Raw genomic sequence first — 13,578 nt, 5'->3', positions numbered from 1 at the left:
GACCGCTACACCGTCATCTCGGCCGACTGCCACGCCGGCGCCGACCTGCTCGACTACCGGCCGTACCTGGAACGCCGGCACCACGACGACTTCGACGCCTGGGCGGCCGGCTACGTCAACCCGTACGAGGACCTCCTCGCCGACACCGCCGACCGGAACTGGAACTCCGCCCGCCGGCTGGCCGAGCTGGAGGCGGACGGCATCGTCGCCGAGGTGGTCTTCCCCAACACCATCCCGCCGTTCTTCCCGAACGCGGCCCTGATGGCGCAGCCGCCCACCCGCGCCGAGTACGAGCAGCGCCGGGCCGGACTCCAGGCCCACAACCGGTGGCTGGCCGACTTCTGCGCGGACGCGCCGGGCCGCCGGGCGGGCGTCGTGCAGATCCTCCTCAACGACGTGGACGCGGCAGTGGCCGAAATCCGCCGCACCCGGGAGGCCGGGCTGACCGGGGGCATCCTGCTGCCGGGCGTCCCGCCGGGCTCCTCCGTACCCGAGCTGTACTCCGAGGTGTACGACCCGATCTGGGCGGTGTGCGCGGAGCTGGACGTGCCCGTCAACCACCACGGCGGGTCCGCGTCCCCGCCGCTGGGGCCGGAGCCGGCGGCCCGGGCCGTGTTCATGGTGGAGACCACCTGGTTCTCGCACCGGGCCCTGTGGCACCTGGTGTTCGGCGGGGCCTTCCGCCGCCACCCCGGTCTGAAGCTGGTCCTCACCGAGCAGGGCTCCGGCTGGATCCCGGGCGTGCTCGACATGCTGGACTACTACCACGGCCGGCTGGTGTCCGCGGCGACGCGGGCGGCCACCGCGGAGGCCAAGTTCGGCGCCGGGCTCGCGGACTCCATGGGCAAGGGCCCGAGCGAGGTGTGGCGGGACAACTGCTTCGTCGGCGCCAGCTTCATGCGCCCGCACGAGGTGCCGCTCCGGGACCGGATCGGCCTCGACAAGATCATGTGGGGCAGCGACTACCCGCACGACGAGGGCACCGCCCCGTACTCCCGCGAGGGCCTGCGGATCGCCTACGCGGGGCTGCCGCGGGACGAGGTCGCGGCCATGGCCGGCGGCAACGCCGCCCGCGTCTACGGCTTCGACCTCGCCCTGCTCGACCCGATCGCGGCGAAGCACGGCCCGACGGTGGCGGAGATCGCCGAACCGCTCACCGCGATCCCGGCGGACGCCACCAGCCCGGCCTTCGCACGCGGGGGGTCCGTGCGGGTCTGGTAGCCCGGCCCCCGGGCCGGCTCAGTCCAGGAGGGTGAGCCGGTCCGGGGGGAAGGCGGTGGCGCCGATGACCTGGGCGGTGCCGGAGACGGTGACCGTCAGGTCCTCCATGTCGGCGAGGGGGCGCAGGTCGACGGGGCTGCCGCAGTCGTACAGCGCCAGGTGCCGCAGGCGGGGGAGGGACCGCAGAGGTTCCAGGCTGCCGGCCAGCCGGGAGGAGCTGAAGACCAGCCTGGTCAACTCCCGGTGCCGTACCAGGGCGGCCGGAGCGAGTGCGTCCTGCTCGATCAGCTGGAGCTGCGTCAGGGCCGGCAGCGGTCCGGTCCGTTCCAGCTCCACGGCCTGGGAGTCCCCGCTGACCGCCAGCGAGGCCAGCCCCGGCCAGCGCTCCAGCCCGTCCAGCGAGAGTCCTCGCGCCCCCGGGTAGAGCCAGAGGCCGGTCAGCGCCGGCCCGGCAGGCAGTTCCCCCGCCGCCCGGTACGCCGTGGTGAAGTCCAGGCCGAGGAGGCCCAGCGCGGGCAGCCCCTCCAGCACGTCCAGCGGGCGCCCGTCGGGGAGCCGGTACAGGTGCAGGGCCTCCAGGGGCATCCCGCGCAGGCCGTTCAGGTCGGCGGCCGGGCAGGCGTTGACCGCGAGCTGCCGCAGCCGGGGCAGGGCGTGCAGGGGCGACAGGTCGCTCACCGCGTCGTCCTGGAACAGGTGCAGCGACTCCAGGACGGAGTGCTCCAGCACCTCAGCCGGCAGGCCGTGCCTGCCGACCAGTTCGATCCGGGTCGTCGTGGGCAGCCGGGGGAGCAGCGCGAGTTGCTCCGCCGTCCGGACCTGGAGGTAGACGTTCTGCAGCCGGATGCCCTCCAGGACCTCCGACACGTACGCCTCGGGATCGAACTGCGCCCAGTTCTGGGAGAGTTCGTTCTGAACCCGGAACCGCCCGTCCCCCCGGAACCTCCCGATCACCTCCAGCCCCCGCTCCCCGCCCACCAGCGCCGCCGTCCGTACCGTCGCCGCCGCCTCCCGCTCGGACAGCTCCTCCGGCCCCTGGAGCATCTCCAGCACCAGTTCGCCCGCACGCGCCAGCTCGACCGCGGCCGCCTCCGAGCGCGGCGGCAGCAGGGAGGCGGTGCGTTCCTGGATCTCCGCGCGGACCGCCGGGTCGAGTTCCGGGGCGTGCTCCAGGCAGGCCGCCGCCAGCAGGACCAGCCGGCTGCGGTAGCGCGGGGAGCGGTCGGAGTGGCGCAGCAGGTCCCGCAGCAGCCGGGCCCGTTCGCCGCTGCGGGCGTGCCCGACCGCCATCCGCACCACGTCGTCCCACTGGTCGTCGTACGCGTTGCGGGCCAGCACGCCGAAGTCCCGCGACTCCACGGCCTCCTTGGCGCCCAGGTAGTCGAGGAAGGTGGCGTGCACGAAGTCCACCTCGCCCGGCACCGGCTCCCGCAGCACCCCGCTGCGGATCAGCAGGTGCGAGAACACCTGCTCGGCCGTGCCCTGTTCGCGGACCTGCGGCATCGCGGTGAGCCAGCCGTCGATCAGGCCCACGGCCAGCTCCCGGGAGCCCTGCCGCTGGTCGTTGCGGATCAGCCAGTACGCGAACCGCTGGAGCAGCAGCATCTGCTCGTCCCGGGTCAGCTCCACGCCCTCGACCCCGGAGATCTCCCGCTCGGTGTCGCGGCGGACCAGCAGCAGGTCCAGCGCGGCGTCGTACAGCTCCTTGCGGGCCCGCGGCAGCTGCATCCGCCGGTCCCGGTTGAGGGCGCACAGCAGCGCGCACATCAGCGGGTTGGTCGCCAGCCGTCCGAGGTCCCGGCGGGTGGTGACGGCGGTCAGCAGGGCGCTCTCGTACCGGTCGAGGCCGGTCAGGGCGGCCCGGTCGGCCGGGTCCTCCTCGGCGCGGGCCGCGCGGTGCCACTGCCCGACGAACGCCCGGATGTCGGCCCGGTTCATCGGCAGCAGCGAGTGCGTCGTGAACCCCTGCCCGGCGAGCCAGCTCTCCGGCACCGCCGACGGCCGGGTGGTCACCACGTACCGGGCCTGCGGGAAGGCGGCGATCAGCTTCCGCAGCCAGCCCTCGGCCCGGTGCCGCAGCCGCTGCGGCACCTCGTCCACGCCGTCGACCAGCACCAGCGCCCGGCCCTCGGCGAGCAGCCGCTCCACCCAGCCGGCGGGGGCGGCCCCGGCCAGCGGCACCCCGGCCGCCCGCAGGAAGTCCTCCGGGCCGGGCAGCGCGTCGGGTGAGTTGAAGGAGCGCAGCCGCAGCACGAACGGCACGCACCGGTTCCAGTCCCGCAGCTGCCGGGGGAAGCTCCGCCGGGCCGCGTTCAGCGCCAGCCACTGCACCAGGGTGCTCTTGCCCGAGCCGGCCGGGCCGCGCAGCACCAGCCGCCCGGACCCGGCCAGCGCCTGCTCGGCCGTGACCGGCGTGTCCAGACCGGGCCCGGGCGCCCCCGGCCCCACCGGTGCCCGCCCCTCGCCGCTGACCGCGAGACTGATGTACGCGGCGTCCAGCGGCCAGTCCTGCCGGCCCCGGCCCAGCGTCAGCCCGAACAGCTCCAGCCGCGACTGGGTGGCCACGAGGTAGTCGGCGTACCGCTGCTCGAAGGCGAGCGCCGCGCCGTCGGGTCCCGGACCCAGCCGCTCCCGTACGCCGTCCAGCGCGCGGGCCAGTTCACCGGTGCGGCGTACGAGTTCCACGTCGGTGCGGGCGGCGAAGCCGGGGGTCGTGGTCAGGTACTCCAGCACGTGCCGGCAGCACAGCCCGGCCAGCTCCCGGCAGGCGGCCGTGCCGGCCTCGCCGAGCCCGGCCGGCGGGGTGCGCGCCAGGACCTCGGCGGCCAGCCGGTCCGGGTCCAGGTCCAGGGCGAACAGCTCGTCCGGCCCCAGGTCGCCCAGCGCGCCGAAGGCGTCCCGGACCGCCTGGACGACCGCGGTCCGCTCGGCCTCCGGAAGCCGCTCCGCCGGGCCGCGCAACCGCCGGGCCAGCTGCCCGGTCAGCCGCTCCAGCTCCGGGGCGCCGAGGGTCGCGGGGCGGCGCGGGCGGGGGGCCGGGGCGGCCGGGTCCCGGGCCAGCCCGGCGCCCGGCGCGCGGTGCAGGGCCGCCCTGACCAGCGCCCCGGCCGCCGCCCCCGCCGCTTTGAGCAGCACCGTCTCGAAACCCGTCATGCGCGCCGTCCTCCCCCTGGGCCCGGCGCGGATCGGTGCCGGGCGGGCCAGTATCGGCAGCGGCGGGCGATCCGTACAGATCCGTACCGGCCCTTCTGCAGAGGCTCGCGGACCCGGGTGGTACCGCGGGTAACCTGATTGCATACCGATTGGTAACAACCTCTGGCGGAGCCCGGATGCCGCCTCTATGGTCCTGGCATGCCGAACCTGCCCGATGTCGTGCTGTGGTCCATACCTGCATTCGTCCTGCTCACCGTGGTCGAGATGGTCAGCTACCGGATCCGCCCCGACAAGGACGCCGCCGGGTACGAGGCGAAGGACGCCGCCACCAGCCTCGGCATGGGCCTCGGCAGCCTGTTCTTCGACTTCCTCTGGAAGATCCCGGTCCTCGCCGTCTACACGGCGGTCTGGGAACTGACCCCGCTGCGGGTGCCGTTCCTGTGGTGGACCGTCCCGCTGATGCTGCTCGCCCAGGACTTCTGCTACTACTGGCAGCACCGCGGCCACCACGTGGTCCGCATCCTGTGGGCCTCGCACGTGGTGCACCACAGCAGCCGCAGGTTCAACCTCACCACCGCGCTGCGGCAGCCCTGGACCGGCGCCACCGCCTGGCCGTTCTACCTGCCGCTGATCGCCCTCGGCGTGCACCCCGCGGCGCTCGCGTTCTGCTACTCCGTCAACCTCGTGTACCAGTTCTGGATCCACACCGAGCGGATCCACCGGCTGCCCCGGCCCGTGGAGTACGTGTTCAACACGCCCTCCCACCACCGCGTCCACCACGCCTCCCAGGGCGGCTACCTGGACCGGAACTACGGCGGCATCCTGATCCTCTGGGACCGGGCCTTCGGCTCCTTCACCGCGGAGACCGAGCGGCCGGTGTTCGGCCTGACGAAGAACATCACCACCTACAACCCGCTGCGCGTGGCCACCCACGAGTACGCCGCCATCGCCCGCGACGTACGGGCCGCCGCCGGCTGGCGCGAGCGCGCCGGCCGGGTCTTCCGCGGCCCCGGCTGGACCCCGTCCGCCACCCCTGCCACCCCCGCCGTCACCAAGGAGCGTGCCGCGTGACGGACTCCGCCACCGCAGCCACCCCCGCCCCCGCAGCCGCAGCCGCAGCCGCAGCGCCCGCCGTCCCGCGCCGGGAGCTCCTCGGCAGGGTGCTGCTCGGCGCGTTCGCCCTGGCCGCCGCCGCCGACCTGCTCTCGCTGCTCGCCGGCTGGCACCCGGGGCACGTCCTCGCCAAGCCGCTGCTCATGCCGCTGCTCGCCGGCTGGGCGCTGACCCGCCGGGCCCCCGCGCTGCTGGCCACGGCGCTCCTGTTCGGCTGGGGCGGCGACGTCGCCCTGCTCTTCGACGCCGACCTCGCCTTCCTGCTCGGAATGGGCTCCTTCGCCGCCGGACACGTCTGCTACCTCGCCCTCTTCGGCCGCGGCCGAACCTCCCTGCCCGTCGGCGCCGGCTTCGCCGCGGTCCTCACCGGCACGGTCGCCCTGCTCTGGGCCGACCTGCCCGGCGAGCTGCGCGTCCCGGTGGCCGGATACAGCCTGCTGCTCACCGCCATGGCCTACCGGGCCGGGGCGCTGGGCCCGGTCGCGGCCGCCGGCGGCGCGCTCTTCCTGCTCTCCGACACCCTCATCGCCACCGGCGTCGCCGCGTGGCCGCAGCTGCCCCGCCCGGACTTCTGGATCATGGCGACCTACCTGGCCGCCCAGTACCTCCTGACCCGCGGCGTGCTCCGCCCGGCCCCGGCGTACCGTAGGAAGGTCACACCCGACGCCACCGGCTGATCCGCACCACCCCCGCAGATCGGCAGCACCCCCCGAGGACACGAGCATGCGCGCCACCGTCATCCACGCCCCGCACGACATCCGCGTGGAGGAGGTGAGCGACGCCGCCGTCCGGGAGCCCGGGGACGCGGTGGTCCGCGTGCTGCGCTCCTGCATCTGCGGCAGCGATCTGTGGGCCTACCGCGGCGAGGCCAAGCGGCAGCCGGGCCAGCGCATCGGCCACGAGTTCCTCGGCATCGTCGAGGAGACCGGCTCCGCCGTCGGCGGGCTGCGCACCGGCGACCTCGTCGTCGCCCCCTTCATGTGGTCCGACGGCACCTGCGCGTACTGCTCCGAAGGCCTGTACACCTCCTGCGTGCACGGCGGCTTCTGGGGCTCGGTCGGCTTCGACGGCGGCCAGGGCGAGGCCGTCCGGGTCCCGCACGCCGACGGCACCCTGGTCAGGCTGCCCGCCGACGCCGCCGGCGACGACCGGCTGCTGACCGCCCTGCTGGCGCTGTCCGACGTCATGGGCACCGGCCACCACGCCGCCCTCGGCGCGGGCGCCCGCCCCGGCGCCACGGTCGCGGTCGTCGGCGACGGCGCGGTCGGCCTGTGCGGCGTGCTCGCCGCCAAGCGGCTGGGCGCCGAGCGGATCATCGCCCTCGGCCGGCACACCGCCCGTACCGACATCGCCCGCCTGTTCGGCGCCACCGACGTGGTCGCCGAGCGCGGCGAGGCCGCCGAGGCGGCCGTCCGCGAACTCACCCGCGGCGAGGGCGCCCACGCCGTCATCGAGGCCGTCGGCACCGAGCAGTCCATGCGCACCGCGGTCAACATCACCCGCGACGGCGGCGCCATCGGCTACGTCGGCGTCCCGCACGGCAGCGGCACCGGCCTCGACCTCGGTGTGATGTTCGACCGCAACATCACCCTGCGCGGCGGCGTCGCCCCGGTCCGCGCGTACATCCCGGAACTCCTGAGGGACGTCCTCGACGGCACCATCGACCCGTCGCCCGTCTTCGACCGGACGGTGTCCCTCGACGAGGTGCCGGACGGCTACCGCGCGATGGACGACCGCAGCGCCCTCAAGGTGCTCATCCGGCCGTGACCGCACCCCCCGCGGGGGAACGGCAGAAGGGGCCGGCCGGGGAAACCCCCGTCCGGCCCCTTCGCCGCGCCCGGTGACGGATCACCGGGCGGCAGCCGTCATCACTTCACGGCGTTCAGCGCGTTGACCTGGCCGTGGCCGTAGTAGCCCGTCTGGCCCCACTTGCTCTGGCAGGTGGTGGCGTCGATCAGGGCGCCGGTGGCGTCGTAGATCTTCGACGGGCAGACCTGCTTGTCGGACTGCGCCTTCAGCATCCGCTGGAGCTGCGCCGGGGTGGCACCCGGGTGCTTGCTCTTCAGCAGCGCCGCGACACCGGCGACGTGCGGGGCGGCCATCGAGGTGCCCTGCTTGTAGCCGTAGCCGCCGCCCAGGATCGTCGACAGCACGCGGCCGTTGGCGTCCGGGGTCGCGGGTATCTGCCACTTGTCGCCGCCGGGGGCGGAGACGTCGACGACACCGAGGCCGTAGCTCGAGTAGTACGAGCGCAGGCCCTTGTCACCGGTCGCGCTGACCGTGACCACGCCCGGGAGCTGCGTGGGCAGGTCCAGGCAGACGCTCGGGTCGATGGTGCGGGTCACCGGGGTGGTGTCGTTCGGGCTGGTCGCGTCCTCGAGGGAGGGCGCGGCCAGGTCCTGGTTCGAGTTGCCGGCCGAGGCCACGTTCAGCACGCCCTTGCGCTCGGCGTACTTCGTCGCCCGGGCGAGGGCCTCCACCAGCGCCTTCTGGTCGTCGTCGGTCTTGCAGTTGAAGAGCCACGGGTCGACGTAGTAGCTGTTGTTGGTCACCTCGATCCCCTTCTCGGCGGCGAACATGAAGCCGCACACGACCGCCTCGGTGTAGAAGAGGCTGGTCGCGGGCTCGCTCACCTTGATGCCGGCGACCTTGACGCCCGGGGCGACACCGCTGATGCCCACGTTGTTGCGGGCGGCCGCGATGGTGCCCGCGACGTGCGTGCCGTGGTCGCTGCCGTCCGTGTACGGACGCCAGGCGCCCTCGGAGGTGTCCGCGACACCGCCGACACAGTTGGCCGACTGCGACTTCGAGAAGTTCGCGGCGAGATCGGGGTGCGTGTCATCGACACCCGTGTCGATGACGCCGACGGTGACCTTCTTGCTGCCATCGTTGATCTTGTGAGCCTGGTCGGCCTTGATCGCCCGCAGGTCCCACTGGTTGGGCTCCAGCGGCTCCTCGCCCGGCGCGGCAGCGGCCGCCGCCTTGGCGGCCTCGGACGCGCTCAGCTTCTGGGTGTCGCCCTCTTCGTGCGTCTGCACGGACTGCAGCGGGGCCGTACGGGTGGCGCCCGCGGAGGCCACGTGCTTGACCGTCCGCATGGTCTTCGCGAAGTCGGGGTTCGACGAGGTGGCGACGATGACGCCGATCTTGTCATAGGCGATCACCACCGTGCCGCCAGCTCGCTCGATGGCCTTCTTGACGTGCTTGACCTGGCCGTACGGGCCGAGGTTGACCACGTACGAGAGCTTCGGGCCGGTGGTGTCAGCGGCCTGGGCCACCGTGTCCAGCGGGGCGGCCGAGGCCGTCACCGCCGGGAGGAGGCCGAGCGAAGCCGTGAGCGCCAGGCCGACCGGCACGGCGAGTGCGCGGCGGCGTCGGGACCCGAGATGAGCCATGGGTTCTCCACATCATCCGTCTAAGAGCCGTCCGGACGCGGGTCGCGTATGGACGGGTACATGACGAGTGAAGCTAGCGCCGATCTTCCTGCCGAAGCAATGAATTCCGAAAGAAAAAACGAGCGTTGAACCACGCGGTCGCCCGGTCCGTGCCGTTGACACAGGGGATCAGCACCACCACGTCCCCATGGAGGTTGTTTTGTCCGTCGTCCCCACCGCTTCAGCCCCCCGAGGAGAGCCCGTGACCACCGACGCAGCGCCGCCACCCGGCACCGGCACCCCCGCCGGCACCGAACCCGGCCTCCCCACCGCCGAGCAGTTCGCCGAGGTCCAGCAGAGCGCCGAGTTCGCCGAGCTGCGCCGCGCCCACCGCTCCTTCACCTTCCCCCTCACCGTCGCGTTCATCGCCTGGTACCTGCTCTACGTCCTGCTGTCGAACTACGCGGGCGAGTTCATGGGCATCCGGCTCTTCGGCAACATCAACGTCGCCCTCGTCCTCGGCCTCGCCCAGTTCGCCACCACCTTCTTCATCGCCTGGTGGTACTCCCGGCACGCCGCCACCCGCCTCGACCCGCAGTCCGAGGCCATCAAGTCCCGCATGGAGAGTGGCGCATGACCCACGGCCTCACCGCCCCGGCCGTCCCCCTCGCCGCCGGGGCGGCGACCGAGCACCGCCCGCTGATCATGACGCTCTTCGGGCTCTTCGTCGTCGCCACCCTCGTCATCACCGTCCGCGCCGGCCGCCAGACCAAGGGCGCGGCCGACTTCTACGCCGGCGGCCGCCAGTTCACCGGCTTCCAGAACGGCCTCGCCATCTCCGGCGACTACATGTCCGCCGCGTCCTTCCTCGGCATCGCCGGCGCCATCGCCCTCTTCGGCTACGACGGCTTCCTCTACTCCATCGGCTTCCTCGTCGCCTGGCTGGTCGCGCTGCTGCTCGTCGCCGAACCGCTGCGCAACTCCGGCCGCTACACCATGGGCGACGTCCTCGCCTACCGGATGCGCCAGCGCCCGGTCCGCACCGCCGCCGGCACCTCCACGATCGTCGTCTCGATCTTCTACCTGCTCGCCCAGATGGCCGGCGCCGGCGTCCTGGTCTCGCTGCTCCTCGGCATCACCAGTGACGGCGGCAAGGTCGCCATCGTCGCCCTGGTCGGCGTCCTGATGATCGTCTACGTGACCATCGGCGGCATGAAGGGCACCACCTGGGTGCAGATGGTCAAGGCCGTCCTGCTGATCGCCGGCGCCCTGCTCATCACCTTCCTGGTGCTGCTCAAGTTCGACTTCAGCGTCTCCGAGCTGCTCGGCCGGGCCGCCGAGAACAGCGGCCAGGGCGCCGCCTTCCTGGAGCCCGGCCTCAAGTACGGGGCCACCGCCACCTCGAAGATCGACTTCATCTCGCTCGGCATCGCCCTCGTGCTCGGCACCGCCGGCCTGCCGCACATCCTGATCCGCTTCTACACGGTCCCCACCGCGAAGGCCGCCCGCACCTCCGTCAACTGGGCCATCGGCATCATCGGCGCCTTCTACCTGATGACCATCGCCCTCGGCTTCGGCGCCGCCGCCCTCCTCAAGCGCGAGGACATCATCGCCTCCAACAAGGCGGGCAACACGGCCGCACCCATGCTCGCCGAAGCCGTCGGCGGGGGCACCGGATCCACCGGCGGGGCGGTGCTGCTCGCCGTGATCTCCGCGGTCGCCTTCGCCACCATCCTCGCCGTGGTCGCCGGCCTCACCCTCGCCTCGTCCTCCTCCTTCGCCCACGACCTGTACGTCAACGTCATCCGGCGCGGCCGGGCCACCGAGCAGGAGGAGGTACGGGCCGCACGCTGGGCCACGGTCGGCATCGGAGCCGTCGCCATCGGCCTGGGCGCCCTCGCCCGCGACCTGAACGTGGCCGGACTGGTGGCCCTCGCCTTCGCCGTGGCCGCCTCCGCGAACCTGCCGACCATCCTCTACAGCCTGTTCTGGAAGCGGTTCACCACCCGCGGCGCCCTGTGGTCCATCTACGGCGGCCTGATCTCCTCGGTGGTCCTCGTCCTCTTCTCACCCGTCGTGTCGGGCAAGCCCACCTCCATGTTCAAGAACGCCGACTTCTACTGGTTCCCCCTGGAGAACCCCGGCATCGTCTCCATCCCGCTCGGCTTCCTGCTCGGCTGGCTCGGCACCGTCCTGTCGAAGGAGCCCGCCGACCCGCAGAAATACGCCGAACTGGAGGTGCGCTCCCTCACCGGAGCAGGCGCCCACTGAAATCCTCCGGACACCCTCCGTGGCCGCGTCGTAGGTCCGTACGACGCGGCCACGCCACGTCTCGTCGTTTCGGGCGTCCTTGGTTGTAACAACCGTCGCGTAGGCTCGAAACAAGGATCAGACTTCGGTTCGCGGACCGGGGAGGGGGCCCTCGTGCTCATCGACACCTACGGCAGAGTCGCCACCGACCTGCGGGTTTCGCTCACTGACCGGTGCAACCTGCGGTGCACCTACTGCATGCCCGAAGAAGGCCTGCAATGGCTGGCGAAGCCGGATCTCCTGACCGACGACGAGATCGTCCGGCTGATCCGCATAGCGGTCACCGACCTCGGCGTCACCGAGGTCCGCTTCACCGGCGGCGAGCCGCTGCTGCGGCCCGGACTGGTCGGCATCGTCGAGCGCGTCGCCGCCCTCGACCCCCGCCCCCAGATGTCGCTGACCACCAACGGCATCGGGCTCAAGCGCACCGCACAGGCCCTCAAGGCGGCCGGCCTCGACCGGGTCAACGTCTCCCTGGACACCCTGCGCCCCGACGTCTTCAAGACCCTCACCCGCCGCGACCGGCACAAGGACGTCATCGAGGGCATGGCCGCGGCCCGGGACGCCGGCCTCACCCCGGTCAAGGTCAACGCCGTCCTGATGCCCGGCCTCAACGACGACGAGGCCCCCGACCTGCTCGCCTGGGCCGTCGAGCAGGGCTACGAGCTGCGCTTCATCGAGCAGATGCCGCTGGACGCCCAGCACGGCTGGAAGCGCGACGGCATGATCACCGCCGGCGACATCCTCGCCTCCCTGCGCACCCGCTTCACCCTCACCGAGGAAGGCGCCGCCGAGCGCGGCTCCGCCCCCGCCGAGCGCTGGACCGTCGACGGCGGGCCCGCCACCGTCGGCGTCATCGCCTCCGTCACCCGGCCGTTCTGCCGGGCCTGCGACCGCACCCGCCTCACCGCCGACGGCCAGGTCCGCACCTGCCTGTTCGCCACCGAGGAATCGGACCTGCGCGGCGCACTGCGCTCGGGCGCCCCCGACGCGGACGTCGCCGAACTGTGGAAGAAGGCGATGTGGGGCAAGAAGGCCGGCTCCGGCCTCGACGACCCGTCGTTCCTCCAGCCCGACCGCCCGATGTCCGCGATCGGCGGCTGACGGCCGGCTGACGGCCCGTACGGACGGACCGGCCGCATGGGCGGACCGGCCCGCACGGACTGACGGAGCGGCCCCGGGACGGCCCGTACGTTACGCACGGACGGTCCCGGGGCATGCGGCTCAGGTCGTCCGCTCGCGCTGCTCCCACTCGGCGAGGTCCACCACGTCCTTCAGGAAACCGCGTACGCCCAGGAACTGGGAGAGGTGCTCGCGGTGCTCCTCGCAGGCGAGCCAGGTCTTGCGCCGGTCCGGCGTGTGCAGCTTCGGGTTGTTCCACGCCAGCACCCAGACGGCGGGCACGCGGCAGCCCTTGGCGGAGCAGACGGGGACGTTCGTGTCAGGAGAGTCAGGGGAGTTCACGGCTCAACCCTAAAAGACGGAATGACGACGCCGAGCAGCCACGGGGGGAGCTGCCCGGCGTCGGTCCGTCGCTCCGACGGGGGATGCGGAGCGCGTCTGCAGTATGTCACGCAGGACCCGGTGCGGTGCACCGGAACCTCACGATTGATCTGAGCTTTTCCTGAGGTTTCCCGCGTCCAGCGCCGGACGGACCGGCGCCGGGATGAAGTGCGAGGGCAGCGAAGGAGCCGACTCCCGGCCCGCGTTGGCGATGACCACGGCCACGTACGGCAGCAGCGCACCGGCGATGAGCGTCACCACCGCGACATGCCGCTCCACGTTCCACAACACCACCGTGAGGATCACCGACAGGGTCCGGATCCCCATCGAGATCACGTAACGCCGCTGGCGGCCACGGACGTCCTCCTGGAGACCCTGCCGGGCTCCGGTGATCCGGAAGACCTCCGACTGATTCCGCTTCCGTACCACGACCCACCACCCGTTTCCCTCGCCGGACACTCCCCGGTCCGGACTGCTTCCACCGTAGCCCGCCACCCCCGCGCGGTGGAGAGCGGGTGTCCCGCGAACGGGTGCTCCCGGCGTGCGCCGTTCGCCGCAGCGGCCGACACTGGGCCCACATGCGCACGACGCGCCACGAGGAGGCGACATGAGTTGGTTGTGGGCGATCATCGTCGGATTCGTCCTGGGGCTCATCGCCCGGGCCGTCCTGCCCGGCAAACAGCACCAGCCGCTGTGGCTGACCACCGTCTTCGGCATCCTCGGCGGCGTCCTCGGCAACGCGGTCGCCGGCTGGATCGGCGTGGACGACACCCGGGGCATCGACTGGATCCGCCACCTGCTGCAGATCGCGGGCGCCGTGGTCGTCGTGGGACTCGGCGACATGCTCTACGTGATGATGCGGGGCAGCCGGCGGGCGGCGTGACGCGGCACCCGCAAGCGCCGG

The 13,578-nt window shown here is 72.7% G+C and carries 12 protein-coding genes; 8 read left to right on the top strand and 4 right to left on the bottom strand.

The window, feature by feature from the left end; genetic code table 11:
- Window positions 1–15: 15 nt before the first annotated feature.
- Complete coding sequence (locus LG634_RS25190) at window positions 16–1,221, top strand: amidohydrolase family protein (RefSeq protein ID WP_226736642.1); 1,206 nt, start codon at window positions 16–18, stop codon at window positions 1,219–1,221.
- 18 nt (window positions 1,222–1,239) lie between these two features.
- On the opposite strand, the gene LG634_RS25185 is transcribed toward LG634_RS25190, so the two are convergent.
- Entirely contained in the window at window positions 1,240–4,374 is a 3,135-nt protein-coding gene (locus LG634_RS25185) for an NACHT domain-containing protein (protein WP_226736585.1), read from the bottom strand.
- 198 nt (window positions 4,375–4,572) lie between these two features.
- Here LG634_RS25185 and LG634_RS25180 point away from each other — a divergent pair, with 198 nt between their 5' ends.
- The 3 genes from LG634_RS25180 to LG634_RS25170 are packed head-to-tail and all read left to right on the top strand — an operon-like array spanning window position 4,573 to window position 7,254.
- On the top strand, window positions 4,573–5,445 hold the full coding sequence (locus tag LG634_RS25180) for a sterol desaturase family protein (protein ID WP_226736583.1): 873 nt from the start codon (window positions 4,573–4,575) through the stop codon (window positions 5,443–5,445).
- Window positions 5,442–6,164, top strand: coding sequence for a lysoplasmalogenase (locus LG634_RS25175; RefSeq protein WP_372482488.1), 723 nt, complete (start codon window positions 5,442–5,444; stop codon window positions 6,162–6,164). Before LG634_RS25180 ends, LG634_RS25175 begins: the two co-directional genes overlap by 4 nt.
- Window positions 6,165–6,210: 46 nt before the next feature.
- Complete coding sequence (locus LG634_RS25170) at window positions 6,211–7,254, top strand: zinc-dependent alcohol dehydrogenase family protein (protein WP_226736581.1); 1,044 nt, start codon at window positions 6,211–6,213, stop codon at window positions 7,252–7,254.
- Window positions 7,255–7,355: 101 nt separating this feature from the next.
- Here the strand turns inward: LG634_RS25170 and LG634_RS25165 are convergent, their stop codons facing one another.
- On the bottom strand, window positions 7,356–8,882 hold the full coding sequence (locus LG634_RS25165; RefSeq protein WP_226736579.1) for a S8 family peptidase: 1,527 nt from the start codon (window positions 8,880–8,882) through the stop codon (window positions 7,356–7,358).
- A 241-nt stretch (window positions 8,883–9,123) separates the two neighbouring features.
- Between LG634_RS25165 and LG634_RS25160 the strand changes: the two genes are divergently transcribed.
- The 3 genes from LG634_RS25160 to moaA all read left to right on the top strand — a co-directional run bounded on the left by LG634_RS25160 (window position 9,124) and on the right by moaA (window position 12,275).
- Complete coding sequence (locus LG634_RS25160) at window positions 9,124–9,498, top strand: DUF485 domain-containing protein (RefSeq protein ID WP_226736578.1); 375 nt, start codon at window positions 9,124–9,126, stop codon at window positions 9,496–9,498.
- The gene (locus tag LG634_RS25155) at window positions 9,495–11,132 is read left to right on the top strand and encodes a monocarboxylic acid transporter (protein ID WP_226736576.1); all 1,638 of its coding nucleotides are present in this window, start codon (window positions 9,495–9,497) and stop codon (window positions 11,130–11,132) included. Before LG634_RS25160 ends, LG634_RS25155 begins: the two co-directional genes overlap by 4 nt.
- Before the next feature lie 153 nt (window positions 11,133–11,285).
- The gene (gene moaA, locus LG634_RS25150; protein ID WP_226736574.1) at window positions 11,286–12,275 is read left to right on the top strand and encodes a GTP 3',8-cyclase MoaA; all 990 of its coding nucleotides are present in this window, start codon (window positions 11,286–11,288) and stop codon (window positions 12,273–12,275) included.
- Window positions 12,276–12,395: 120 nt separating this feature from the next.
- On the opposite strand, the gene LG634_RS25145 is transcribed toward moaA, so the two are convergent.
- Window positions 12,396–12,635 (bottom strand): hypothetical protein, encoded by a 240-nt coding sequence (locus LG634_RS25145; protein WP_226736572.1) that lies wholly within the window; start codon window positions 12,633–12,635, stop codon window positions 12,396–12,398.
- 138 nt (window positions 12,636–12,773) lie between these two features.
- The gene (locus tag LG634_RS25140; RefSeq protein WP_308072660.1) at window positions 12,774–13,283 is read right to left on the bottom strand and encodes a DUF3099 domain-containing protein; all 510 of its coding nucleotides are present in this window, start codon (window positions 13,281–13,283) and stop codon (window positions 12,774–12,776) included.
- Here LG634_RS25140 and LG634_RS25135 point away from each other — a divergent pair.
- On the top strand, window positions 13,282–13,557 hold the full coding sequence (locus tag LG634_RS25135) for a GlsB/YeaQ/YmgE family stress response membrane protein (protein ID WP_226736568.1): 276 nt from the start codon (window positions 13,282–13,284) through the stop codon (window positions 13,555–13,557). The two genes, LG634_RS25140 and LG634_RS25135, sit on opposite strands and share 2 nt — an antisense overlap.
- Window positions 13,558–13,578: the final 21 nt, after the last annotated feature.

Source organism: Streptomyces bambusae (assembly GCF_020532645.1).
GTDB lineage: Bacteria > Actinomycetota > Actinomycetes > Streptomycetales > Streptomycetaceae > Streptomyces > Streptomyces bambusae.
The sequence above is the reverse complement of the archived record's forward strand: the minus strand, read 5'-3'. Positions and strand labels throughout refer to the sequence as shown.